Here is a 24,371-nt window from a genome sequence, read left to right as displayed (position 1 = left end):
CCTCCTGCGCCCGGTCCTTGGTGTAGCCGTAGCGCTGCTGGAGCAGTCCGACCATCTGATCGGCCCGGCCTTCGGCCTGGTCGAGCTCGTCGTCGGTGAGCTTGCCCCACTGCTCCTTCACCTTCCCCTTCATCTCCTTCCACTTGCCAGCCGCGATGTCCTTGTTCATGACGGTTCTTCTCCTTGAAGTTTGGGTGCAGTTGGCCGCGAGACCGCGTCGAGCGGCTCACCTGGTCACAAACGCAAGGGACGTGCCGCGAAATCGAGAAGGTTTCGCGGTCATCAGCCAGGGATTTCCGCGATCGACGGTCCGGCTGCGTTCCCGGCGGTAGCTCCTACCCGGTAGAACCCGGCCGCGCGATCAGACCTCGGCGCCCTGGCGCCGCAGCTCGCCGCGCACGTCGTCCGCGGGCACGTCGCGCATCGCCTTGCTCTCGCGCGCGGCCAGCGCCGCGCTGACTCCGGCGGCCTGACCGGTGGCCATCGCGATCGGCATGACCCGATACGACGAGTGCGCCTCGTGCGTGCCCGAGATGCACCGGCCCGCCACCGCCAGCCGATCCACGCGCTGCGGCAGCAGACACCGGAGCGGGATGTCGTACCAGTCGCCGGGCGGCAGGCGCATCAGAAGCGTTCCCTTGCCCTGGGGATTGTGGATATCGATCGGATAGGTCCCGCGGGCGATCGCGTCGTCGAACTTGTGGGCGCCCAGGATGTCCTGCGCGGTCAGCGCGTAGTCGCCGGTGACCCGCCGCGTCTCGCGCACCCCGATGGTGACCCCGCTCTGGGCCACGTACGACCGCTCGAAGCCGGGCACGTACTTCCGGAGGAACGCGGCGATCTGCCGCATCTGCCGCCGCGCCTGCCACTCGGCGCGGGTGAGATCCCACACGCTGGTGCCGAGGACGCCGGTGACGCGCGTGCTGTTGACCGACAGCTCGCGCTCGTGCGGCGTGCCGAAGAACAGGATGTCCTCGCGGGCCAGACTCAGCTCACCGGTCGCGCTCGCCTGCCGGACCAGATCCCACAGCCCGTGGACGCCGCGCCACTGGTCCGGGTGGGCCTGCCGGTAGGCGGCGAACGCGGTGCGCTCGAACTCCACCATGCGGAACATCAGGGTCATGGGCTGGACCAGGTCGTCGCCCTCGCGGCCGATCTCGAACGGCGCCCCGGACAGGGCCGCGATGTCGCCGTCGCCGGTGGCGTCCACCACCGCGCGGGCCATGATCACGATCGGCCCGGACTTGGTCTCGAACACCACGCCGTCCGGGCGCGGGGCGCCGATGACTCCCGTGGCGAGCGCGTGCAGGAGCACGTGCACCCCCGCCTCGTCCAGGAGATCCAGCGCCACCAGCTTGAAGATCTCCGGATCGAACGGCACCACGAATCCGGTCTGCTCCGACGGCCGCAGCGAGCCGCCCGCCCCGTGAAGGCGCTCGAGCAAGCGCCGCAGCACGCCTTTCACCACCGGGTCGCCCGGTCCGTGATCTTGCGGCAGCAGGTCCGCGGCGGCGCCCGGGGCGGGTGCGCCGCGCTGCGTGTGAAACGACATCAGCGGCATCACGAGCGCGGCGGTGGCGTTGCCGCCCAGGAAGGCGTGCCGCTCGACCAGCACCACCTCCGCGCCCGCTCCCGCCGCGCCCAGGGCCGCCCCGAGCCCGGCCGGGCCGCCGCCCACCACCAGGACGTCGCAGTGCGCGGCGATGGTGGCGGTGCGGGGCGCCAGGGTGATGGTCTCGGGGTCCTTCGGACGCACGAGCGGAGGCATCGCGCTCAGGCTCCGGGTCCGCGGCCGCCCTCCGGGTCCCGGCGCCGGCGCTGGCCGTCGAGCAGCTGCAGGGCGATCTCGTTGGTGCGCCGCGCGCGCGCCTGGATCTCGGGCACCGCTTTCTCGAGACGCGCCTGGAGGTTCCGACGCAGGTCCCACCAGCGGTCGATGTAGGCGATGAGCTGGCCCGGATTGACGTGCTTGAGCGGGGGCATCGCGATGTCGAGATCCTCGAGGAAGCCGGCCACCTTGCTCGAGTAGGGCAGGGCCACGAACGGCACCCGGTTCAGCGCCGCGAAGATCAAGAAGTGCAGCCGCATGCCCACCGCGAAGTCGAAGTGCCCCATCAGGGACAGGAGCTGGCCCGACGTGTACTCGCCCTTCAGAACCGTGGCCCGATGCGCGTACGCCATCTTGGAGACGACCGCGTGCGAGTGCTGGGTGTCCTTGCGCCGGGGCTCCATCGGCACGAAGACCAGATCGGCCTCGAGCCGGTCCACCATGTAGTCGGCCGCATTGGCGAGGAGCGCGTGGTAGTGGGTCTCGTCGATATCGGGCGCGGCCGAGCCGGGCTCGCGCACCGACAGCCCGATCAGCCGCCGGTGCTCGTTCAGCCCTTCGCGATGGAGCGCATCGGTGGGCAGCGGCTCGGGCTCGAGCAGGAACGCGGGATCGGCGGTCACTTCGATGTCGCGGACGCCCACCTCCTCTAGCAGCTGGCGGGCGCGCCGCTCGCGCACCGTGACCGCGTCGGCGCGGCTCAGGGTGTCGCGGACGAGCGTCCGCGCTGCCGCGTCGTGGAGCGGACCGGCGCTCACCGCGTAGACCAGCACCGGCACGTGGTGCTCCTGGGCCATCGCGACCTCACGGAGGTACACCGCCGCGGCCTCGTCGTAGAGGATGCCGCCGCCCCCCAGGATGAACAGGTCGAGTTCGACGACCTCGGGCAACACTTCGTCGCGCGAGAGATCCCGCACCGGGATGCTGCGCTCCACCTTGTGCCGCGCCGCGGTGTCCTTGGCGTCACGGGAGAAGACGGTGACCTCGCACGGGGCGGCCGCGCGTAGCTGCGTCACGATCGACTGTAAGATCGCCTCGTCGCCCAGGTTCAGGCCGCCGTACGAGCCCGAGATCCCGATCTTGAGCACACGCGTCTCCGATTGGCTGGCCATGCGCCGAGTCAGGCTACAACTCCTGTGCCACCGATCACCTGAAGCGCCGCGTGCGGCGGCGCAAAGGCAAGCGCCGCGCGGAGCCGGCATTCGCCGACCTTCCCCTTCACACGTAGTCAGAAGTTCCCGGTCGAAACTCCTCGACAACGTGCGCGCGGCCTCCTCCCGAAGGCTTCCGGCGGCGGGCACGAGCCTTGCTATTCCCGACTGCATGAGGTGGCCGGGCTGGTGGTCCAGGATGACGACGCGGCGGTGGATCGTCGCCGCGGGCGCCCTCGTCGCGCTGCTGCTGATCGCCTCGGTGGTCGCGCTGTTCTTCATCGACGAGCCCCTCCGTCGCTACACCGAGGCGAAGATGAACGCGAGCCTGAAGGGCTACACGGTTACGATCGGCCGTCTGCACTTCAGCCCGATCAACTTCTCGCTGGATCTGCGCGACACCACGGTGGTGCAGAACCAGTATCCGGATCCCCCGGTGGCCAAGATCGACCGCCTCTACGCGAGCGTGCACTGGAAGGCGCTGCTCTCCGGCAAGGTGGTCGGCGACATCCTGATCGACCACCCGGTCGTCTTCCTGAATCTGCCCCAGGCCCGAGCCGAGATCGACGACCCCACCCCGGTCAAGGACAAGGGCTGGCAGGATGCGCTGCAGGCGATCTATCCGTTGAAGATCAACGAGCTGCGCATCAGCCAGGGCGACATCACCTACCAGGACAACGGCCCCTTCAAGCCACTGCGCGTCTACGAGCTGGACGTGACGGCGTCCAACATCCGCAACGTCCGCTCCGAGGAGGGCGTCTATCCGTCGCCGATGACGCTCACCGCCCGCATCTTCGATACGGGGTCGATCTCGGCGGAGGGCTGGGCCGATTTCCTCGCCGAGCCGCACGCCGCGTTCATGGCCGACATCGCGCTCGACTCCGTCGGCCTCGACTACTTCAAGCCGATCACCAGCCGCTACAACGTGACGATCGACAAGGGCGCCCTCTCCGCCAATGGGGAGGTGGAGATCTCGCCCGCGTACAAGTCGGTCAAGCTCTGGAACGCGACGGTGGACAGCATCCACCTGGACTACGTCCAGACGGCCGCCAAGGCGGACGTCCCCAAGACCGCCGCCCCCAAGACCGCCGCCCCCCAGACCGCCGCCAAGGAGGCGCTTGCGGCCGTCGACGAGTCACAGGCCCCGGGCGTGCAGGTCCGGGTGGACCGGCTCGACATCGTGAAGAGCAACGTCGGGTTCGTGAACAAGACGGCCAGCCCGGTCTATCGCGTGTTCATTGCGGACACCAACGCGTCGTTGACGAACCTCAGCAGCCTGCCCACCGGAGAGACCGCGGTGGCCGAGGTGCATGGGAAATTCATGAACTCGGGGCCGGCCAGCCTGAGCTTCAAGCTCTTGCCGACCCGACCCGGACCCGACTTCGACATGGCGGTGCAGATCGACGAGGCCGATCTGCGCACCATGAACGACCTCCTCCGCGCGCACGGGAAGTTCGACGTGGTGGCCGGCCGCTTCTCCCTCTACACCGAGCTCCACGCCAAGAACCGGCAGATCTCCGGCTACGTCAAGCCGCTCTTCCAGGACATGCAGGTCTACGACCCATCGCAGGACCGGGACAAGAGCGTGGTGCGGAAGGCCTACGAGGCGGTGGTCGGCAAGGTCTCCAAGATGCTGGAGAACCGCCCGCGTGATGAGGTCGCCACGAAGGTGGACATCTCGGGCCGACTCGACAACCCCAACACCAGCATCATCGACACGGTCGTCGGGCTCGTGGAGAACGCCTTCTTCAAGGCGATCCTGCCCGGCTTCGACGCGGAGGCCCGCCGCTCGCGCCGCTGAGGGTCCTTTTCTGATACCCTCGGGGCCATGGCCACGTTCACCGTCACGTGCCCCGGCTGCAACGGCCTCCTCACCATCGATCCGTCGCTCGAGGCGGTCATCGCTCACGAAGCGCCGCCCCGGCCCAAGTCGGGCATCGGCCTCGACGACGCGCTCAGCTCGCTGAAGGGGGCGGCGCAGCGCCGGGCCGAGCGCTTCAAGGACGAGCTGAAGGCCCAGGAGAAGAAGGCGCGGGTCCTGGACAAGATGTTCCAGGAGGGGGTGAAGAAGGCCAAGGACATGCCGGGCCGTCCCCTGAATCCGCTGGATCTCGACTAGTCGCCGTGGCGGGCGGCGAACTCACGACCGCCCTCCTCCGGCGGGTGAGCCGATCCTTCTACCTCTCCGTCGCGGTCCTGCCGAAGGCGGTGCGCCCGACCATCGGCCTCGCCTACCTGCTCGCGCGTGCCTCCGACACCATCGCCGACACCCGTCTGATCGAGCGCGCCGCGCGTATCGGGCATCTCGAGCGCCTGCGCGCGGCGCTCGACGACGGCGGCGGCTCGGTCGCCGCGGTGGCGGGCGCCACCGCCGGGTCCCAGACACTCGCATCCGAGCGCTCGCTGCTGGAGCGGCTGCCCGAGTGCCTGACCGCCTTTCGCGCGCTGCCCGGACCCGATCGCGGTCGGGTCCGCGCGGTGCTCTCCACGATCATCGAGGGCCAGATCCAGGACCTGCGTGTCTTCCCGGGCGAGGACGAGGGCAAGCTGGCCGCGCTGGAGACCGCGGAGGATCTCGATCGTTACACCTATCTGGTGGCGGGCTGCGTGGGCGAGTTCTGGACCGAGGTGCACGTGGCCCATCGCCCGCGCCTGCGTCGCTGGGACCTGCCCCGCATGCGCGCGCTCGGCGTGCGGCTCGGCAAAGGGCTCCAGCTCACCAACGTGCTGCGCGACCTGCCGCGGGACCTGCGTCAGGGCCGCTGCTACCTGCCCCGCCAGGACCTGGCCCGCCTCGGGCTCGAGCCGCGCGACCTGCTCGACCCGGCGCGCGACGCCGCGGTGCGCCCGCTCCTGATGGAATGGCTCAACCGCGCGCTCGATCACTACGAGGCGGGCTGGCAGTACACGTTCGCGATCCCGCGCCGGGAGGCGCGCATGCGCCTGGCCTGCGCCTGGCCGCTGCTCATCGGGCTGCGAACGCTCGACCGGCTGGCCGCCACGCCGGGCTGGCTCGATCCCGCGGTGACGCTCAAGGTGCCGCGCGTCGCGGTCTACGGTCTGATGGCGCACTCGCTCGGCACGGTGTGGTCCACGCGCGCGCTCGGGCGCCAGGCGCGGCGGCTGCGCGCGCGCATCCGACCGTGATCGCGCCGATCCCGGTCATCCAGGCCGACATCTTCACCACGCAGCCGTTCGCGGGCAATCCGGCGGCCGCCGTCCTGGACGCCGAGCACCTCGACGAGGCCGCCATGCAGCGCATCGCCGGCGAGATGCTCGTGCCCGGCACCGCCTTCGTGTCCGCGCCGCGGGGCGCCGACGCGGACTGGCGGCTCCGCATGTTCACCCCGAAGCGCCCGGTCGCCTACTCGGGCCACACCGCCCTGTGCGCGACCCACGCGCTGGTGGAGGCGGGCCGCGTGCCCGGCGCCCGGGTGACGTTCGACACCCCGGCCGGCCGGCTCCGCGTGGAGATCGAGCGGGGCAAGGGGCCCGCGCTCATGTGGCTCGAGCCGCCCCTGCCCGCCTGCACGGTGCCCGACCACGACGTGATCCAGATCCTGGACGCCATCGGGCTCCCTCGCGCCGGGCTCGCCGGCTGGGCCCGGCCGGCCGCGACGTCCGACGGGGACCTCCTGCTGCCCCTGCGCGATCTCGCGACGCTCCGCGCGCTCCAGCCCGACATGAGCCGCCTGGCCGCCCTCCGCAGCGGACAGAAGGCGCGCGGCGTCTGCTGCGTCTCGCGCGAGACGGTGGACGCCGACTCCGGCACGCACTGCCGATTCTTCGCTCCCCACTACGGCCTGCCCGAGGACATCGCGACCGGCTCGGTGCACTCGCCGATGGCGGTCTGGCTGCTGGAGGCCGGCGCGCTCGACGTGCGCGGCGACCGCACGCGGTTCACCGCCGAGCAGGGCGACGGCCTGGGGCGCCCCGGCCGCCTCCGGGTCGAGGCGACGACGGCCACCGGCCGCGCCACCCGCGTGCGTGTCGGGGGACGCGCGGTCACCGTGTTGCACGGCAGCCTGACGCCGGGACCCTGACCGCCGCGCGCGACGTCCGGAGCGGCGCCCCGCGGAGATCGCGGCCGTCAGTCCCGGACCGGTAGCCGGTAGAGATCCGGCGGGTTGATGCGGGCGCGGCCGAGCTGCGCGGCGAAGTGCAGATGCGGGCCGGTCGACCGGCCGGTGGTGCCCACCGTCCCGATGATCTGGCCCTGCTCCACGATCTGCCCCTCGGTCACCGCCACGCCATCGAGGTGGAAGTAGAGCGTGTAGAGGGCCAGGCCGTGATCCAGCGCCACCAGCCGCCCCGCGAAGAAGAACTCGCCCAGCAGCGCCACGCGCCCGCGGTTGGAGGCCACCACCGGCGTGCCACGGTCGGCCGAATAGTCGATGCCCGAGTGCGGCATCCTCGGCTGGCCATTGATGACCCGGCGAGAGCCGAACCCGCTGCCCGGCTTGCGGCTCGAAACCGGCTGGGTGAAGGCGCCCCGCCAGAGCCGCTCGGGCGACGCCGTATCATAGAGCGCGCGCAGCCGCGCGGCCTCGTTGGTCGCGCGCCGCTCGGCCTCCGGATCGAGGTCCACCATCGGGGTGGGCAGCGTGAGGCGTTGCACCGGGAAGCCGCCCGCCTTCACGGTGACGCTGCCCGCGACCTTTCGCGCCGTCCCGCTCGCGTCCACCGCGCCGACGCTCCAGGCCACCTTGCCGGGCTTCGTCTCGAGGTCCAGCCCGGCCAGGGCGGCGTACTCGGCCCCGTGGGGAAAGAAGACGAGGGGCCGACCACCCAGGCTGCCCTCGACGTCACGCGCGGTCCCCGCGCCGCTCACGAAGAGCATCACCACGTCGCCCTGCCGCGGCGCGGCGGGCACGATGCGCACGTCCAGCGGCGCAGCCATGACGGTCACCGGCGGGGCGCAGACCAGCGTTAGGAGGATCGCGGCGAGCCGGGTCGAGCGGACCATCGCTCGATTCTACTGCGAGGCGCCGGCCGGAGGGGCAGTCCGCCCGCGGGGCGGAGCCGCGCAGCCTAGGAGCCTTCGGGCCGCTGCTGGCGGAGAAACTGCTCGATCTCGGCGACCAGATCCGCCGAGGGCGGCAGCTCGTCCTGGGCGGGAGCGGCGGGCGACTCCTCCTCCTCGTCGGGGTGCCGGCGCTCGAGCTTGCGGACGTAGTCGGCGATCTTGGCGTTCTGGGCCACGATCGAGCTGAGGTTCTGATCGAACTGCTCGGCCGCCTCGCGGAGATCCGACAGATCCGCCTCGGCGTGGAGCAAGGTCAGCACGCGCGTGACCAGGGCCAGGGCCGCGCGCGGGTTCTCGATGCCGGACACGTAGTGCGGCACGTTCGCCCAGAGGCTGGCGGTGGGCACGCTGGCGTCGCGGCAGAGCACGTTCAGCACGCCCACGATGCCGGTGGGGCCCTCGTAGCGCGTCGGACGCAGCCCGAGTCGCGCGGACATCTCGGGATCGTGGGAGCCGCCGACGAGACGAATCGGTTTGGTGTGCGGCACCTCCGCGAGCAGCGCGCCGAGCGTGAGCACCAGCGAGGCGCCGGAGCGCCGCGCCAGATCGAGCACCGCCGCGCAGTAGGTCCGCCATTTGAGGTGCGGCTCGATCGCCACCCCCACGATGACGTCGCGGTCGAGCTCGGTGGGCTGCGCGAGCGAGAAGTCGGTGGACGGCCACACGATCTCGCGCTCGGTGCGCGAGCCGGGCTTGAACCGCACGTAGGGGCGCGACAGGCCGAAGTGGTAGAAAGTTTCCGGGTCGATGCTGGCGAACGGCCGGGACGACCACAGCTGGCTCAGGTAGCGTGCCGCGGTGGTGGCCGACTCCGCCGCGTCGTTCCAGCCGGAGAACGCCATGATGATGATGGGCCGGCGCAGGCCCGCCGGCTCCTCGTGAATCGTCAAGAAATCGCTCATCCGCGCCGCGGCCTCCTGGGCGGGCTCCCCCGACCTGACCGGAGCATGCCTGAGCAAGACGGCGACGGCAAATGGAAGTTGACCTCCTCGGGACCCCTCCGTATAGTTACGTGTCGTGCGAGACCAGCCGATCGACGGACTCTCAAGGAGGAACGGAACCATGCGGGCATGGCTTTCGCTGGCAACGGTCGTCGGAGGCGTCATGATGTTGACGGCGGCGTGCGCCACGTCGGAGGAGTGGGCGGAGTGGAGAAGTCACAACACCCATTTCGCGTCCGGCACGCACGGCATGTTCTCGCTGCGCAACAATCGCGACGGCTCGAATCCGCGGGTGACCCGGACCGACGTCGAAGCGGCACGGCAGGAGAGCTGGTGGGGCAAGGCGATCACGGTGAGCCCAGAGCAGATCTTCCAGAACTAGTCTGATGATGTGTCGGTCCCGTTCGAGCGCTACGGCCGCCGGGCTCGTCCTGGCGGCCGCGCTTCTTGCGGCGGTCACCGCGCCGGCCTTCGCGACGCCGGAGGACGCGCTGATGCCGCTCGAGAAGTACACGACGGCCAAGGCCAAGAACCTGGCCTCGGCCCATCGGTCACGGCTGCTCAAGTTCTCCGAGGAGATCTACAACTGCCTGCCCTGGCTCAGCGTGGCCCCGGCCGGGCTCGGCTTCCCGAAGGCCAAGGACAGCATCACCGACGACCGCTATCTCTCCACCTGGATCTACATCGACCAGCGCGAGGATCCTGCGTTCGCGGCGCTGCCGCAGGAGCGGCGCGTCTCCGCGATGTTCTCGCGCTACGGCGTGGACATGTTGCGGCGGATGGCCGCGCTCTCCGACGTGATGGACGACGGGGACGTGTCCGGCCTCTCGGTAGTGCTGTCGTGGCTGAAGCCCGGCACCAGCCGTCCCGGCAAGCAGCCGGTGAACGAGACGTTCGCGCTCTTCGTGGACAAGACCACCCTGGTGGACTTCCTGGCCAAGCGGGTGCCGCCCGCCGAGTTCGCGAGCCGGTCGAAGTTCACCCTCTTCGACGGCCTGGATCCGGTCGGACGCGTGCCGCTCGAGGTATGGGACGACTCGTTCAACTCCACCTTCAAGGTGGCGAACTACGACCCGCCCAAAGGGGTGCAGTGCCAGTAGCCTGACCGCGGTCTCCGCCGTCCTGCCTGCCCCGAAAAGTGCCGAGATGTCGTCAGTTTGACACCCCCTGGGGCTTCCGCTAGCATCGAATCCGAGCCATGAAGCTTCCCAATCGCCAGAAGACCCAGTTTTCGCTGGTCTATCTGTTCATCGCCCTCATGGTGGTCTTCGCGGTGCAGAGCTGGCTCCGCACTCCCGTCACCGTGGATATCCCGATGAGCCAGTTCCTGACCCTGGTCCGTGAGGGCAAGGTCCTCCGGGTGTCCCTGGGCGAGCGCGAGATCCAGGGCGTGCTGCAACCGGGCGCTCTGCCGGCGCCTCCCCCCGGTCCGGGCGAGAAGCTGCGGAAGCTGCTCGGGGCCGAGCACGGGACCATCGTGTTCACGACGGCGCGCATCCCGGCCACCGAGGACTACCAGATCGTTCGCGAGCTGGAGGCCGCGAAGGTGGAGTTCTCGGGCCGCATCGAGTCCACCTTCTGGCGCGATCTGATCTCGTGGCTCGTGCCCCTCGTCCTCATGGCGGCCCTGTGGGTCTTCCTGATGCGCCGGATGGGCGGTGGCCCCACCCAGGCGCTGTCCTTCGGGCGCTCCAAGGCGAAGATCTACGACCGCAAGGAGCTCAAGACCACGTTCGCCGACGTGGCGGGCGTCGAGGAAGCCAAGACCGAGCTGATGGAGGTCGTCGACTTCCTGAAGAACCCCAAGAAATATCAGCGCCTCGGCGGTCGCATCCCCAAGGGGGTGCTGCTGGTAGGGCCGCCGGGCACCGGCAAGACCTTGCTGGCCCGCGCGGTGGCGGGCGAGGCGGACGTGCCGTTCTTCTTCCTGTCCGGCTCGGAGTTCGTGGAGATGTTCGTGGGGGTGGGCGCCTCGCGCGTGCGCGATCTGTTCGAGCAGGCCAAGGAGAAGGCGCCCTGCATCGTGTTCATCGACGAGCTGGACGCGATCGGCAAGACGCGCGCCGGCAACACCGGCTTCCTGTCCGGGCACGACGAGCGCGAGCAGACCCTGAACCAGCTGCTGGCCGAGATGGACGGCTTCGACTCCTCCAAGGGCGTGATCATCATGGCCGCCACCAACCGGCCCGAGGTGCTCGACGCGGCGCTGCTCCGCGCCGGCCGCTTCGACCGCCAGGTGGTGGTCGACAAGCCCGACGTGCGGGGACGTGAGGCGATCCTCCGCGTGCACGCCCGCAACGTGAAGCTGGCCCCCGGCGTGGATCTCCAGGTGCTGGCCGCGCGCACGCCGGGCATGGCGGGCGCCGATCTCGCCAACATCATCAACGAGGCCGCGCTGCTCGCCGCGCGCAAGGGCAAGGACGCGGTCGACATGGCCGACCTCGAGGAGGCGGTGGACCGCGTGGTGGGCGGGCTCGAGCGCAAGAGCCGCGTGCTCTCCGAGAAAGAGCGCGACATCGTCGCGCATCACGAGATCGGCCACGCGTTGGTGGCCTCGTCGCTGCCCAACGCGGATCCGGTGCACAAGGTGACCATCATTCCGCGCGGGGTCGGGGCGCTCGGGGCCACCTATCAGCTGCCGCTGGAGGATCGCTACCTGCTCACCCGGAGCGAGCTGGAGGACCGGATCGCGGTGCTCCTGGGCGGACGCATGGCCGAGGAGATCATCTACGGCGAGATCTCCACCGGGGCCCACAACGATCTCGAGCGCGCCACCGAGATGGCCCGGCTCATGGTCATGCAGTACGGCATGTCCGAGCAGCTCGGGCCGATGACCTTCGGCGGCGGGCCGCAGGCGCTCTTCCTGCGAGGCTCGGGCCTGCCCCAGGACCGCGAGTACAGTGAAGAGAGCGCGCGGCGCATCGACAGCGAGACGCGCGCGATCATCGACCGCATGTACGACCGGGTGCGCGACCTCCTCACCGCGCGCAAGCGCGTGCTGGTGGAGGCCGCCGCCGAGCTGAAACAGAAAGAAACGCTCGAGGGCGACCGGCTGCGGCAGCTGCTGGCCGGTGAGCCCGTGGGGGCCTAGGGATGATCTCTCTCAAGCGCAGCACGCTCGCGTTCATGGTCCTCGTCACACTTGTGGTGGGCGCGGGGCTCGGCACCTGGGGGGCTGGCGCGGTGGATCAGCTGAGGCCGCTCCGGTCCGCGCCGGCCGCCACGCCCCTGCCCGCCGGCACCCAGCCCCGGGTCATTCCGGCCGCCCTGCCCGTGCCCTCCGGCAGCTTCGCCCAGGTGGCGGAAACGGTCGGGCCGGCGGTGGTCAACATCAACACGGTCACCCGCGTGAGCGGGCGCACGCCGGTCGAGGAGTTCTTCGGCGACGAGTTCTTCAAGCGCTTCTTCGGTGAGGCACCGGAGCGCCAGCAGGTGCAGCGCAGCCTCGGCTCCGGCGTCATCGTGGACGCCAACGGCATCGTGCTCACCAACGCCCACGTGGTCGAGCGTGCCACCGAGATCGAGGTGTCCACCGCCGACGGCAAGAAGCACAAGGCCAAGCTGATGGGGGTGGACCGCAAGACCGACCTCGCGGTGCTGAAGCTGCAGGGCGGCGGGCCCTATTCGGCGGCGGTGCTCGGCGACTCCGACCGGGTCAAGGTGGGCGACTGGGTGCTCGCGATCGGCTCGCCCTTCGGCCTGCAGAAGACGGTGACCGCCGGGATCATCAGCGCCAAGGGCCGCTCGATCGGCCAGGGCCCGTTCGACGATTTCCTGCAGACCGACGCGGCGATCAACCCGGGCAACTCGGGCGGCCCACTCGTGAACATGTCGGGTGAGGTCGTCGGCATCAACAGCGCGATCCTCTCGCGCACCGGCGGCAACGTGGGCATCGGCTTCTCGATCCCGGTGAACATGGCCAAGCAGATCTACACGGAGCTGGCCGCCAAGGGCAAGATCACCCGCGGCTGGCTCGGCGTGTCGATCCAGCCGCTCACCCCCGACCTGGCCAAGGGCTTCGGCCTCAAGGAGCCGAGCGGCGTGCTGATCTCCGACGTGGTCCAGGACAGCCCGGCCGCCACGGCCGGGATCGCGTCGGGCGACATCATCATCGAGTTCGACAAGAAGAAGGTCGAGTCGCCCCAGGAGCTGCAGAAGGCGGTGGCGGCCACCCAGCCCGGCCGCGCGGTGCCGCTGAAAGTCTGGCGCGACAAGAGCGAGAAGATGCTCGAGATCAAGATCGGCGAGACGCCCGACGAGACCGTCGCGCTCAAGTCCACCAACAAGGGGAAGAGCCTGCTGGGCCTCGACGTGCGGCCGATCACTCCCGAGCTGGCGCGCCAGCTCAACCTGCGCAACCCGGAAGGCGTGATCGTCTTCCAGGTCGACGAGGACAGCGCCGCCTCCGAGGCCGGCGTGCAGCGCGGCGACGTCATCCGCGAGGTGAACCGCCAGCGGGTGCGGAGCCTGCAGGACTTCGAGAAGGCCACGAAGGACGTGAAGGACGGCGACCGCGTGACGGTGCTCCTCCAGCGCGGACCGCAATCCCTCTACGTAGCGTTTACAGTAGCGCGCGGGTGAGGGCGGCGATCAGGGGCCCTCTGGTCGATCGGCGGCGTCCCGGGGCTGAGGGGGGCGAGAAGGGGTCAGCTGCGAGGCGGCGCCCGAAGGCCGGGCGCGAGGCGTAGTCTCTCTACGTTGAGCGCCCCGGCCGAGGGCGCCAGCGACGCAGATGGTCCCTTATCGACCCCCTCAGCCTTAGCGGCCGCCGGTGACGGCCAGGGTGTGGCCGGTGATATACGTCGCCTCGTCGGAGGCGAGGAAGAGGACCGCGTCGGCGACCTCGGTCGGCGTGCCCAGTCGGCGCAGTGGCGTCATCCGATTCGGGCTGTACTCCACCGTCTCGTTGAGCCGACGCAAGCCCTCCCCCACCCGCTCGGTGTCGATCGGCCCGGGCGCCACCGCGTTGACGTTGATGCCGTGCTCGGCCAGCTCCAGGGCGACGTCGCGGATGAAGCCGTGCACGCCGGCCTTGGCCGCCGAGTAGGCCGAGCCGCCCTGGTAGTAGGCGGTCCACGGCGTGCCCTCGCGCGCGCCCGAGGACAGGCACACGATGCGGCCATAGCGTCGCTTCATCATGTGCGGCACCGCGGCGCGGGTGCAGAGGAAGGTCGAGCGCAGGTTGAGCCGGAGCGTGAAGTCCCAGTCCGCCGCGGTCATCTCCCAGATGCGCGCGTTGCGGCTGCCGCCCACGTTGTTGACGAGGATGTCCAGGCGCCCCCAGCGAGCGACCGCGGTCTCGATGAGGCGCGCGGCCGGCTCCTCCTCGGTGACGTCGCCCACGGTCGACACCGTCTCGCCGCCCACCTGCGCGATCCCGGCCACCGCCCGCTCCAGGCCGGCCGCGTCGATGTCACCGAGCACCACGCGCGCACCTTCTCCGGCCAGCCGCTCCGCGATCGCGCGACCGAGCCCGTTGGCCGCGCCGGTCACCACCGCCACCTTGCCGTCGACTCGTCCCATCGCGGCGATACTACTGCAGCCCGCGATCTCAGCGCGAGAAGATCGCCTCCGGGATCAGCGCGGAGACGACGTAGTTCGGCACATCCACCACGTTGCTGATGCGGAGATCCGCGGCGACGCTCGAGATGACGTAGGCCTGCTCGCGGGTCCAGCCGCGCTCCTGGAGCAGGTCGATCAGGTTGAGCAGGGCGTTGCGGCACGCCAGCGTGAGGTTCTCCCCTTCGTTGACACCGTCCTCGCGGATGGGCATGCCGGTGGCGGCGAGGAAGCGCCGCGGGGCCGACCACTCGGGCGGCGCGAAGTAGTCGCCGTGCCGGAACCGCGGGCCGCGCGCCAGGGTCGGGCCCGCATCCTTGATCACCCGGAACTTCACCACCGCGGTCGCCCCCATCTCCACTGCGGTCACGCAGACCTCGCCGTCGCCCTGGGCGAAGTGGCCGTCGCCCACCGAGAACAGCGCGCCGTCCACCGCGACCGGCACCTGCAGCACCGAGCCCCTGGTCAGCTGCTTGACGTCCAGGTTGCCGCCGTTCTCCCGCGGCGGGATCGTGCGCAAGCCCTCGGTGGCCGCCGCGCCCTTGCCGGGCACCGCGCCCGCCGCGTCGGGGGTCAGGACGAGGCCGCCGCGGCTCAGCAAGTCCTGCTCGCGCCGGGCCCAGTGCGCGACCTGCTCGCGCGAGGGTGCGACGCCGATCACTCCCATGAAGGGGGCGCCGGGGATCCGCACGCCCGGCAGCTGCGGCGACGTGGCCCAGCCGTCCGCGATCTGCCAGTGCACGAGATAGGGCACCGTGTAGAGATCGCGCAGGAAGCCCAGCCCGGGGAAGATGCCGGTGAAGGCGTGCGGCTGCGGCAGGACGTCGACGAACTCGATCTCGAGCAGATCGCCCGGCCGCGCGCCCTTGACCAGCACCGGTCCCGTGATCGGATGGATGGCGCCGCCGTCCATCGAGGCCATGGCCTCCGCGGCCACGCCGGGCCCGAACTGCCCGTCGCAGCCGTCGCGCGTCTCGAGCACCACCTCCTCGCCTTCGCTCACCTCGAGGATGGGCGAGATGTCCGGGTGCCACCGGTTGTGACCGGTCCCGGGCTGATCGATCAGCCGCCTGCTCCGGTCGATCTCGACGCTCTTCATGCTCGCGGCTCTCCCGTCACGCGGTGACCTTCATCCAGTCGTGGGACTGCTCGAACGCGTGCGCGGCGCGGTGGATGGTGGACTCGTCGAACGCCTTGCCGATCGGCATCAGCCCGGCGGGCAGGCCGTCGCTGAGAGCCCGCACGGCAACGGTCATGGCGGGATGGCCGGTCACGTCGAAGGGCGCGGTGTTCGGCCGCATCCCAGTTGACGACCCACGCGGGCCAGCTCGGCGGGAGCCGGAGGCTTCATGCCCATGACGTGCTCCTTCCGTCAGGAGGCCCGGAACGCGCGCCAGCGCGCCTCGGCCTCCGCAAAGCCGGGACCGCGATCGATGAGCGGCAGGTCGCGGGCGCGGCGGGCCCGCTCCTCCTGGGTGGCGGTCTTGTCGATCTCGAGCGTCGCGTCGTCCAGCGCGACTCCGTAGTCGGCGAGCGCCCCGCGCGCGGTGATGAAGCCGCGCGCCACGTCCTGGCGCACCCGCTCCGGCTCGCGGGCCAGCGGGTCGCCCCAGCCGCCCCCGCCGCACGTCTCGAGGCGCAGGAGGTCGCCGCGCTCGAGCACGATGCCGTCGCCCAGGGCGGGCAGCACGCGCTCCTGCGGCGTGTGCGGGTTCAGCACGATGCGGCCGGTGCGTCCCGCGCTCCCGCCCGCAACCCCGTATGGCGCGACCAGCGTGTTCTCCATGCGAGTGGCCAGCTCCGCGCGCTCGGCGAGCACCCGCACGTCGCGCACCACGCCGGTGCCGCCGCGGTAGAGCCCGGGGCCCCCCGAGTCCGGTCGCACCGCGTAGCGCTCCACCCGCAGCGGGAAGTCGCGCTCCACGTACTCGACCGGGTAGTTCTCCTGGGCGATGTAGTAGATGACGTCCACGCCATCGGCGAACGGCCGCGCTCCGAGCCCCACGCCCAGCCCCTCGATGCAGAGGATCGGGCGTTGCCGCACCGGGTCCCACGCGCGGAAGTAGTAGAGCACGTAGACCGGCGAGCCCGCGGGAACGCGGCCGCCGTTGGCCTGGGCGAGGGTGCCGAAGATGCAGGACATCACCCGGAAGCGGGTATTGGCGCGCATGCCGAGGGGCGCCGGGAAGCGCGGCTTGAGGAGGCTCCCCTCGCGGGCGATCCACTCGTCCAGGTTGTGGAGCAGGCCCTCGTTGACCTCCAGATCGGCATCGAGCGACTGCAGATAGCGACCGAAGGCGATGCGCAGCAGCCCGGGATTGGTGGTGAAGTTGATCGGGCCGCGCGCCTGGTCATCGGAATTCGAGCCGTCCAGGCTCACGTGGTCGCCCCGGCGCTCCAGGGTGAGGTCGATGCGATAGGGCCGCTCCTCGCGGCCGCCGTCGCTATCGAGGAAGTCGTGGAAGCGCCACCGCCCCGATGGGACCAGCTCGAGGAACAGCTCGCGCGCCCGCTCCGCGGTCTGGGCGATGCATGCCTCGAAAGCGGCCAGCACGGTGTCGACCCCGTAGCGGCCGCACAGCTCGCCGAGCCGCGTCTCGGCCAGCCGGCAGGAGGCCATCATCGCGCGCGTGTCGCCCTCGACCAGATCGGGCAGGCGCGAGTTGCGCAGGAAGATCCGGTAGGCCTCTTCGTTCAGGTGGCCCTCGCGGACGATCCGCACGGGGGGCACCAGCACGCCCTCGTGGTAGATCTCGGTGGCGTGCGGCGAGATGGAGCCGGCGCGCAGCCCGCCGATGTCCTGGTAATGCCCGAAGGTGGTGGCGAAGCCCACCAGCCGGCCCTCGTGGAAGATCGGCACCGCGAACACCATGTCCTGGTGATGCTGCACCGCCCCGTCGGAGACATACGGGTCGTTGAACCAGTACACGTCGCCCGGCCGCATGGTCTCGAGCGGATACGTCTTCATGATGGCCTGCAGCATGCCGGGCCCGCTGCCCGAGATGTGGCAGGCCACGATGCGCCCCCGGGTGTCGAAGATGCCGACGAAGTAGTCCTTCTTCTCCTTGATGAACGGCGACATCGCGCACCGCTCCATCAGGAGCTCCATGTCGCGGATGGCCGAGCCCAGGCTCCCCCGGATGATCTCGAGCGTGATCGGATCGACCGTCGTCTCGAGTCGAGCGGGCTCAGCCATGCGAACGCTCCTCGCGCATCGGGCCATCAGGGTGCGCCCGAGGCCGCCACATTGTCAACGCGACCCAGGCCGTCGCGGACCCGCCCGGCGCGACGCGCTCATCGGCCGGCCAGCTCGGCGCTGCACGTCTCGTCGCCGGGATTGCGCGGATCGCCACGCTCCGGATAGCGACGCAGGATGTCCGCAGCCTCCGCGCAGTAGTTGTGGCCGATGGCCTGACGATCCCCGCGCAGGCGCTTGAGATAGACCAGGTGCCGGACGGTGGTCCGCACCGCCACCGCCTCGGTGTCGCCCCAGGCCTGCAGCACGCGGACGGCCCACGCGTTCGCGGTCATCTCGGAGTCGAGCGTCCCGCCGCAGGAGCGGCTCAGATGGTGACCCAGCTCGTGTGCGAGCAGCCACCGGGTGTCGCCGTCGGCGCCCAGCTGCAGGACCCGCGTCTCGCAGTGATAGCGGCCGAGGCTGCCGCTGACCAGCGTGACGTGGGCCGGCGGAGCGCCCAGGCGAGTGGTCGCCTCGTCGGCCAGGGCCTGCCAGCGTGTCTGCTCGGATGTGCGCATCGAGGCGCAGCCGGTCAGGACGAGCGCGAGCGTCACGAGCCCGAGGCGCGCCGCGGCCACGATGGCCGCTCCTATGCCGTCTGCGCCGCCGCCCCGCGCTCCCCCACCCCGCGCACCGCCGTCTCGCGTCCCACCACGAGATTGTGGGCGGCGTCGACGCGCGCGTGGAACCCCGGGGCGATCAGCGGAGTGGCGTCGCTCTGCTCGACGATCGCCGGCCCGGTGAGAGTCATGCCCGGGCCGAGCCGGTCGCGCGCGTAGGAGGGCGTGTCGAGGAAGCCGGCACCCCGGAAATACACCGGGCGGCTCCCGACGCGGGCTTCCGCGAGGCGCCCCACCCCGGCCGCCGGCACGTGAGGGGCGCGACGCGGGAGGGCTCCGACCGCGGTGAGCCGCAGGTTCACCAGCTCCACCGGCGCCGACGGCAGATCGTAGCTGTAGAGCCGCCGATGCTCGGCGTGAAAGGTGCCGACCAGTCCCTGCAGCGCGACCGCGGTGATCGACCCCTCGCCGAGCGGGCACGTCAGCTCGAAGCTCTGGTGCTCGTAGCGCAGGTCGGCCGCGCGCTCGAAGCGCCGGCGCTCGGGCGGCACCTGCTCGCCGGCGAGCCAGGCCTGCGCCTGCCGCTCCAGGCCGGCCCAGGCCGCTTCGAGCTCGGAGACCGGGGGGCCCGCGTCGGCGAGCCGCCGATGGGCCACGCCCGCGGTCCTCACGAAGGTAGCGCGGATGTCGGTGTCGAGCAGGCCCCACGTCGACAGCACGCCGGGCCGGGGCGGGACCACCACCGTCGGGATCTCGAGCAGCTCGGCGAGGCGGCAGGCGTGCAGCGGGCCCGCGCCGCCGAAGGCCACCAGCGCGAAGCGGCGCGGGTCGTGCCCGCGCCCGACGGAGACCGTGCGGATGGCGCGCGCCATCGCGTTGTCGATGATCTCGATCACGCCGGCCGCCGCCTCCTCGACGCCCAGGCCGAGGGGCCGGCCGATGCGGTCGGCCATCGCCGCGCGCGCCGCGGCCACGTCGAGCGGCAGCTCGCCGCCCAGCAGAGCGGGCGGGATGCGGCCGAGGATGAGGTGCGCGTCGGTGACGGTCGGCTCGTGGCCTCCACGGCCGTAGCAGACCGGCCCCGGCTCGGCGCCCGCGCTGCGCGGCCCCACCGTGAGCCGTCCCGCGCCGGTCACCGTGGCGATGGAGCCGCCGCCGGCCCCGATGGTGTGGATGTCGACCATCGGCAGCTTGAGCGGGAACGGGCCGATCATCCCGTCCTTCGTGACTTCCGGTCGGCCCGCGCGCACCAGGCAGATGTCGGCGCTCGTGCCACCCACGTCGATCGAGATGATGTCGGCGTGGCCGGCAGAGTGTCCGACCGACACCGCGCCGACCACCCCCGCGGCGGGACCCGAGAGCACGGTCTGCACCGGCTGGCGCACGCACGTCGCGGCGCTCGTCACCCCGCCGTCCGACTTCATGATCAAGAGCGGCGCGCCCACGCCTTCTCCGTCCAGGGCCTCGCGGAGCACGCTCACGTAGCGGCTGACCGGCGGCATCACCGCTGCGTTCAGCGCGGTGGCCATCGTGCGCTCGAACTCGCGGAACTGCGGCAGCACCTCGGAGGACAGCGACACCAGCACGTCCGGACACTCCTCGGCCAGGATCGCCTGCATGCGCTGCTCGTGCGCCGGATTGGCGTAGGCGTGCAGGAAGACCACCGCCACCGCGGGAACACCGAGCGGGCCGATCTGACGCGCGAGCGCCCGCGCCGCCGGCTCGTCCAGCGGGGTGAGCACCGAGCCGTCGGCGTCGAGCCGCTCCGAGATCTCGAACACGCGCTCCGGCGTGACGGGCCGGGTCGGCTTGGACCAGCCGTACAGGTTGCCGTGGCGCGGGATGTCGTGCCGTCCGATCTCCAGCACGTACTTGAAGCCGGCGGTGGTCACGAGCGCGGTCGGCGGCGTCTTGCCTTCGAGGATGGCGTTGGTCGCGGTGGTGGTGCCGTGAAACACGCGCAACACGTCGCCGGGGCCGCGGCCGGCCAGCGCCAGCACCTTCCTCACCGCGGTGATGAACCCGGTCGACAGGTCGCCGGGCGTGGACGGCGTCTTCGCGACCCAGAGCGCGCCGGTGGCCGCATCGGTGAACGTGATGTCGGTGAAGGTCCCGCCGACGTCGATCGCGAGGGTGCAGGTCCTGGTCACGGGCCCGGCCATTGTAGACCCGCCGGGTACTGCGTAAAAGTGACCCCCGCCCCGGCCAAGCGCCGATCCGTCTGCTACACTTCACCCGGAGCGGACGAGGCGGCGCGGGCCACGGGCCGAGCGCCGCCGTGCCGTCTAAATAGGCGTCGCGACGAATGGAATACAAGGACTACTACAAAGCGCTGGGGGTCGACCGGACGGCCGACGACAAGGCCATCAAGACGGCGTATCGCCGGCTGGCCCGCAAGCACCACCCCGACGTCAACCGAGGCAACGCCGAGCGCTTCAAGGAGATCAGCGAGGCCTACACGGTCCTCTCCGACCCGGAGAAGCGCAAGCGATACGACACGCTCGGACCGGACTGGGAGCGGTACGCGCAAGCGGAGACCGGAGGCGGAGGCCGCTCGCCCTTCGAGGGGCGCCCCTTCGGCGGATCTGGTGGGCGGTTCACTCAAGGGGACGCGGCCGGGTTCTCGGACTTCTTCCGCACGATCTTCGGCGACCTGGGCGGCTTCCGTCGCGCGCAGCCGGGCGCGGGGCCCTCGGCCGAGTTCGAGTTCTCGGATCTCGGCGATCTGGGCGGCGGCTTCGGCGGAGGCTTCGGCCCGGCCGGCAAGGGCAGCGACGTGGAGGCGGGCATCCAGCTCACGCTCGAGGAGGCGTTTCAGGGCACGCGGAAGGCGATCTCGATCGAGCTGAACGAGCCGTGCCCGCAATGCGGCGGCTCGGGCAATGTCAACCGCCGCCCGTGCCCGCGCTGCCGCGGCGGCGGCTGGACCAAGGCCACGCGCAACCTGGAGGTCAAGATCCCGGCCGGGGTGGACACCGGCTCGCGGGTGCGCGTGGCCGCGGAGGGACCGGGCGGCGGCTCCGGCAACCGCACGGACCGCGGCGACCTCTACCTGCGGGTCACGGTGGCGCCGCACCCGCGCTTCGAGCGCAAGGGCGACGACCTGCACACCGACCTGGCGCTGCCGATGACGGTGGCGGCCCTCGGCGGCGAGGTCTCGGTACCGACGCTCAAGGGCCCGGTGTCGATGAAGATCCCGCCGGAGACATCGAGCGGCAGGACGTTCCGGCTGCCCGGCCGCGGCATGCCGCATTTGAAAGGCGACGGTGCCGGCGACGAGTACGTGAAGGTGCAGATCGTGATACCGACCGGGCTCAGCCCGAGAGAACGAGAGCTCTTCGAGGAGATGAAGAGGCTCAGAGCGGAGACCAACTGAGATGAGGCTGGACAAGCTGACCGTCAAGGCCCAGGAAGCGATACAGGCCGCGCAGTCCCTCGCCGACCAGGGCAACCACCAGGCCATCGAGCCCGAGCACCTGCTCCAGGCGCTCCTGCAGCAGCAGGAGGGCGTGGTGGGGCCGCTGCTCGCGAAGCTCGGCGCGCGTCCCGAGACGCTCGCGCGCCAGGTGCAGGCGGAGATCGAGAAGCTGCCCAAGGTGCGCGGCGGCGGCGGCCGGCAGTACGCCTCCCCACGCTTCGAGGGCATGATCACCCGTGCCTGGGAGGAGGCGGAGCGGCTCAAGGACGAGTACGTCTCGACCGAGCACCTGCTGATCGCCATCGCGCAGGAGAAGGGCGGCGGGGCCGCCCGCCTGCTCGCCGCGGCGGGCGTGACCCCGGAGGCCATCTACCGCTCGCTGGTGGACGTGCGCGGCAGCCAGCGCGTGACCGATCCGAACCCGGAGGACAAGTACCAGGCCCTGCAGCGCTATTCCAAGGACCTCACCGAGCTGGCCCGCAAGGGCAAGCTCGATCCGGTGATCGGCCGCGACGAGGAGATCCGGCGCGTGGTCCAGGTGCTCTCGCGCCGGACCAAGAACAACCCGGTGCTGATCGGCGAGCCCGGCGTGGGCAAGACCGCCATCGTGGAAGGGCTGGCCCAGCGCATCGTCGCCGGCGACGTGCCGGAGGGGCTGCGCAACAAGCGGCTGGTCGCCGTCGACATCGGCGCGATGGTGGCGGGCTCGAAGTACCGCGGAGAGTTCGAGGACCGTCTCAAGGCGGTGCTGCGCGAGATCACCGAGTCCAACGGCGAGATCATCTGCTTCATCGACGAGCTGCACACCCTGGTGGGCGCGGGCGCGGCGGAGGGTGCGGTGGACGCGGCCAACATGCTGAAGCCGGCCCTGGCCCGCGGCGAGCTGCGCTGCGTGGGCGCCACCACGCTCGACGAATACCGCAAGCATGTCGAGAAGGACCCCGCGCTCGAGCGGCGGTTCCAGCCGGTGATGGTGCGCGAACCCTCGGTGGAGGACACCATCGCGATCCTCCGAGGCCTGAAGGAGAAGTACGAGGTGCACCACAAGGTGAAGATCAAGGACGCGGCGCTGGTGGCGGCCGCGGTGCTGTCGCATCGCTACATCGCGGACCGCTTCCTGCCCGACAAGGCCATCGACCTGATCGACGAGGCGGCCTCGCGGCTGCGTATCGAGATCGACTCGATGCCCGCGGAGCTGGACGAGACCAAGCGCCGCATCATGCAGCTCGAGATCGAGCGGGTGTCGGTGGCGCGCGAATCGGACGAGGTCTCGCGCGAGCGCCTGGCCCGGCTCGACGCCGAGGTGGCCGAGCTGCGGGAACGGTCGGCCCGCCTCACCAGCCAGTGGGAGGCCGAGAAGCACGCGATCCTGACCATCGGCAAGACCAAGGAGGAGGCCGAAGTGGCCCGCGCGGCCATGGCCGACGCGGAGCGGCGCGGAGATCTACAAAAGGCGGCGGAGCTGCGCTACGGCACCCTCATGGAGCTGGACAAGCGCCTGACCGCCGAGAACGCGCGGCTCGCGGATCTCCAGAAGAGCGGCCGCATGCTACGCGAGGAGGTGGACGAGGAGGACGTGGCCGAAACGGTGGCCAAGTGGACCGGGATCCCGGTGACCCGGCTTCTCGAAGCCGAGGTGCAGAAGCTCGTGAAGATGGAGGAGCGCCTGGGCGAGCGGGTGATCGGTCAGCGCGAGGCGATCGTGGCGGTGTCCAACGCGGTCCGGCGTGCGCGCTCCGGCCTCTCGGATCCGAACCGGCCCATCGGCTCGTTCCTGTTCCTGGGCCCCACCGGCGTGGGCAAGACCGAGCTGGCCCGCGCGCTCGCCGAGTTCCTGTTCGACGACGAGCGGGCCATGATCCGCATCGACATGTCGGAGTACATGGAGAAGCACACGGTGTCTCGCCTCATCGGGGCGCCCCCCGGCTACGTGGGGTACGACGAGGGCGGCCAGCTCACCGAAGCGGTGCGCCGGCGGCCCTACTCGGTGGTGCTCTTCGACGAGATCGAGAAGGCCCACGGCGACGTCTTCAACGTCCTGCTCCAGCTGCTGGACGACGGCCGCCTGACCGACGGCCACGGCCGCACGGTCGATTTCCGCAACACGGTGGTCATCATGACCTCGAACCTGGGTAGCCAGTTCTTCCGCGAGGAGACGGATCTCCAGCGGGTGCGCGCGCTGATCCTGGACCTGCTCAAGCAGGCGCTGCGGCCGGAGTTCCTGAACCGCATCGACGAGATCGTGATCTTCCAGCCGCTCGGCCGGGAGGAGATCGCCGCGATCGTGGAGATCCAGGCCCGGCACCTCGTGAAGCGGCTCGCCGACAGGCGGGTCACGCTCGAGCTGCGCCCGGCCGCCAAGGCGCTGCTCGCCCAGGAAGGCTACGATCCGGTGTACGGGGCGCGGCCGCTCAAGCGGACCATCCAGCGGATGATCCAGGACTCGCTGGCCCTGGAGCTGCTGAACGGTACCTTCGGCGAGGGCGACACGGTGGCGGCCGACGTCGACCACGGCAAGGTCGTCTTCCGCAAGACCGCAGAGGCGACGCCGGCCTAGTCCGGGGTCAGGTCTTGCATTACGACATTTTTGTCGCTACGGCCGACGTCGGCGCGCGCCACGAAAATGTCGTAATGCAAGACCTGACCCCGT

General features: G+C 70.8%; 20 protein-coding genes and 1 pseudogene. 10 read left to right on the top strand and 11 right to left on the bottom strand.

Annotated features, from left to right (window positions below):
- The 3 genes from VKN16_20230 to VKN16_20220 form a co-directional block, all read right to left on the bottom strand.
- On the bottom strand, positions 1-169 hold a 169-nt coding region (locus tag VKN16_20230), incomplete at its 3' end, for a CsbD family protein (protein ID HME96534.1).
- Positions 170-361: 192 nt separating this feature from the next.
- Positions 362-1,768 (bottom strand): FAD-dependent oxidoreductase, encoded by a 1,407-nt coding sequence (locus tag VKN16_20225; GenBank protein ID HME96533.1) that lies wholly within the window; start codon positions 1,766-1,768, stop codon positions 362-364.
- Between the two features lie 5 nt (positions 1,769-1,773).
- Entirely contained in the window at positions 1,774-2,916 is a 1,143-nt protein-coding gene (locus tag VKN16_20220) for a polysaccharide pyruvyl transferase family protein (GenBank protein HME96532.1), read from the bottom strand.
- Between the two features lie 262 nt (positions 2,917-3,178).
- On the opposite strand from VKN16_20220, the gene VKN16_20215 reads away from it, so the two are divergent.
- The 4 genes from VKN16_20215 to VKN16_20200 are packed head-to-tail and all read left to right on the top strand — an operon-like array spanning position 3,179 to position 7,022.
- Complete coding sequence (locus VKN16_20215; protein HME96531.1) at positions 3,179-4,780, top strand: DUF748 domain-containing protein; 1,602 nt, start codon at positions 3,179-3,181, stop codon at positions 4,778-4,780.
- Between the two features lie 27 nt (positions 4,781-4,807).
- Complete coding sequence (locus tag VKN16_20210) at positions 4,808-5,098, top strand: hypothetical protein (protein ID HME96530.1); 291 nt, start codon at positions 4,808-4,810, stop codon at positions 5,096-5,098.
- A 5-nt stretch (positions 5,099-5,103) separates the two neighbouring features.
- Positions 5,104-6,126, top strand: a complete 1,023-nt coding sequence (locus VKN16_20205) for a phytoene/squalene synthase family protein (GenBank protein ID HME96529.1) — start codon at positions 5,104-5,106, stop codon at positions 6,124-6,126.
- The gene (locus VKN16_20200) at positions 6,123-7,022 is read left to right on the top strand and encodes a PhzF family phenazine biosynthesis protein (GenBank protein ID HME96528.1); all 900 of its coding nucleotides are present in this window, start codon (positions 6,123-6,125) and stop codon (positions 7,020-7,022) included. The genes VKN16_20205 and VKN16_20200 overlap by 4 nt, the downstream gene beginning before the upstream one ends.
- Before the next feature lie 47 nt (positions 7,023-7,069).
- Here the strand turns inward: VKN16_20200 and VKN16_20195 are convergent, their stop codons facing one another.
- Together VKN16_20195 and VKN16_20190 are read right to left on the bottom strand one after the other, a co-directional pair.
- Positions 7,070-7,945: a M23 family metallopeptidase gene (locus VKN16_20195; GenBank protein HME96527.1), complete on the bottom strand. Its 876-nt coding sequence runs from the start codon at positions 7,943-7,945 to the stop codon at positions 7,070-7,072.
- A gap of 65 nt (positions 7,946-8,010) precedes the next feature.
- Positions 8,011-8,907, bottom strand: a complete 897-nt coding sequence (locus VKN16_20190) for a PAC2 family protein (protein ID HME96526.1) — start codon at positions 8,905-8,907, stop codon at positions 8,011-8,013.
- Positions 8,908-9,109: 202 nt separating this feature from the next.
- On the opposite strand from VKN16_20190, the gene VKN16_20185 reads away from it, so the two are divergent.
- The 4 genes from VKN16_20185 to VKN16_20170 all read left to right on the top strand — a co-directional run bounded on the left by VKN16_20185 (position 9,110) and on the right by VKN16_20170 (position 13,527).
- Positions 9,110-9,328, top strand: coding sequence for a hypothetical protein (locus tag VKN16_20185; protein ID HME96525.1), 219 nt, complete (start codon positions 9,110-9,112; stop codon positions 9,326-9,328).
- A 4-nt stretch (positions 9,329-9,332) separates the two neighbouring features.
- Positions 9,333-10,046: a hypothetical protein gene (locus VKN16_20180; GenBank protein HME96524.1), complete on the top strand. Its 714-nt coding sequence runs from the start codon at positions 9,333-9,335 to the stop codon at positions 10,044-10,046.
- A 98-nt stretch (positions 10,047-10,144) separates the two neighbouring features.
- The gene (gene ftsH, locus VKN16_20175) at positions 10,145-12,037 is read left to right on the top strand and encodes an ATP-dependent zinc metalloprotease FtsH (GenBank protein HME96523.1); all 1,893 of its coding nucleotides are present in this window, start codon (positions 10,145-10,147) and stop codon (positions 12,035-12,037) included.
- 2 nt (positions 12,038-12,039) lie between these two features.
- Complete coding sequence (locus tag VKN16_20170; GenBank protein ID HME96522.1) at positions 12,040-13,527, top strand: DegQ family serine endoprotease; 1,488 nt, start codon at positions 12,040-12,042, stop codon at positions 13,525-13,527.
- Positions 13,528-13,704: 177 nt separating this feature from the next.
- On the opposite strand, the gene VKN16_20165 is transcribed toward VKN16_20170, so the two are convergent.
- The 6 genes and pseudogenes from VKN16_20165 to VKN16_20140 form a co-directional block, all read right to left on the bottom strand.
- Positions 13,705-14,469: an SDR family NAD(P)-dependent oxidoreductase gene (locus VKN16_20165; GenBank protein HME96521.1), complete on the bottom strand. Its 765-nt coding sequence runs from the start codon at positions 14,467-14,469 to the stop codon at positions 13,705-13,707.
- A 28-nt stretch (positions 14,470-14,497) separates the two neighbouring features.
- Positions 14,498-15,604, bottom strand: coding sequence for an acetamidase/formamidase family protein (locus VKN16_20160; protein ID HME96520.1), 1,107 nt, complete (start codon positions 15,602-15,604; stop codon positions 14,498-14,500).
- Between the two features lie 16 nt (positions 15,605-15,620).
- Positions 15,621-15,797: pseudogene (locus tag VKN16_20155) on the bottom strand (amidase).
- 80 nt (positions 15,798-15,877) lie between these two features.
- Positions 15,878-17,701 (bottom strand): hydantoinase B/oxoprolinase family protein, encoded by a 1,824-nt coding sequence (locus tag VKN16_20150; protein ID HME96519.1) that lies wholly within the window; start codon positions 17,699-17,701, stop codon positions 15,878-15,880.
- Between the two features lie 98 nt (positions 17,702-17,799).
- Complete coding sequence (locus VKN16_20145; GenBank protein HME96518.1) at positions 17,800-18,321, bottom strand: hypothetical protein; 522 nt, start codon at positions 18,319-18,321, stop codon at positions 17,800-17,802.
- Between the two features lie 11 nt (positions 18,322-18,332).
- Positions 18,333-20,453, bottom strand: coding sequence for a hydantoinase/oxoprolinase family protein (locus VKN16_20140; protein HME96517.1), 2,121 nt, complete (start codon positions 20,451-20,453; stop codon positions 18,333-18,335).
- A gap of 155 nt (positions 20,454-20,608) precedes the next feature.
- Here VKN16_20140 and VKN16_20135 point away from each other — a divergent pair, with 155 nt between their 5' ends.
- A complete protein-coding gene (locus tag VKN16_20135) occupies positions 20,609-21,679 on the top strand; it encodes a DnaJ C-terminal domain-containing protein (protein HME96516.1) in 1,071 nt (356 codons plus the stop codon).
- Between the two features lies 1 nt (position 21,680).
- Positions 21,681-24,278: an ATP-dependent chaperone ClpB gene (clpB, locus tag VKN16_20130; GenBank protein HME96515.1), complete on the top strand. Its 2,598-nt coding sequence runs from the start codon at positions 21,681-21,683 to the stop codon at positions 24,276-24,278.
- The last annotated feature ends 93 nt before the right edge of the window (positions 24,279-24,371 follow it).

This window comes from Candidatus Methylomirabilota bacterium, assembly GCA_035315345.1.
Lineage (GTDB): Bacteria > Methylomirabilota > Methylomirabilia > Rokubacteriales > CSP1-6 > CAMLFJ01.
Note: the sequence above shows the minus strand (reverse complement) of the source record. Positions and strands in the feature narration are given on the sequence as shown.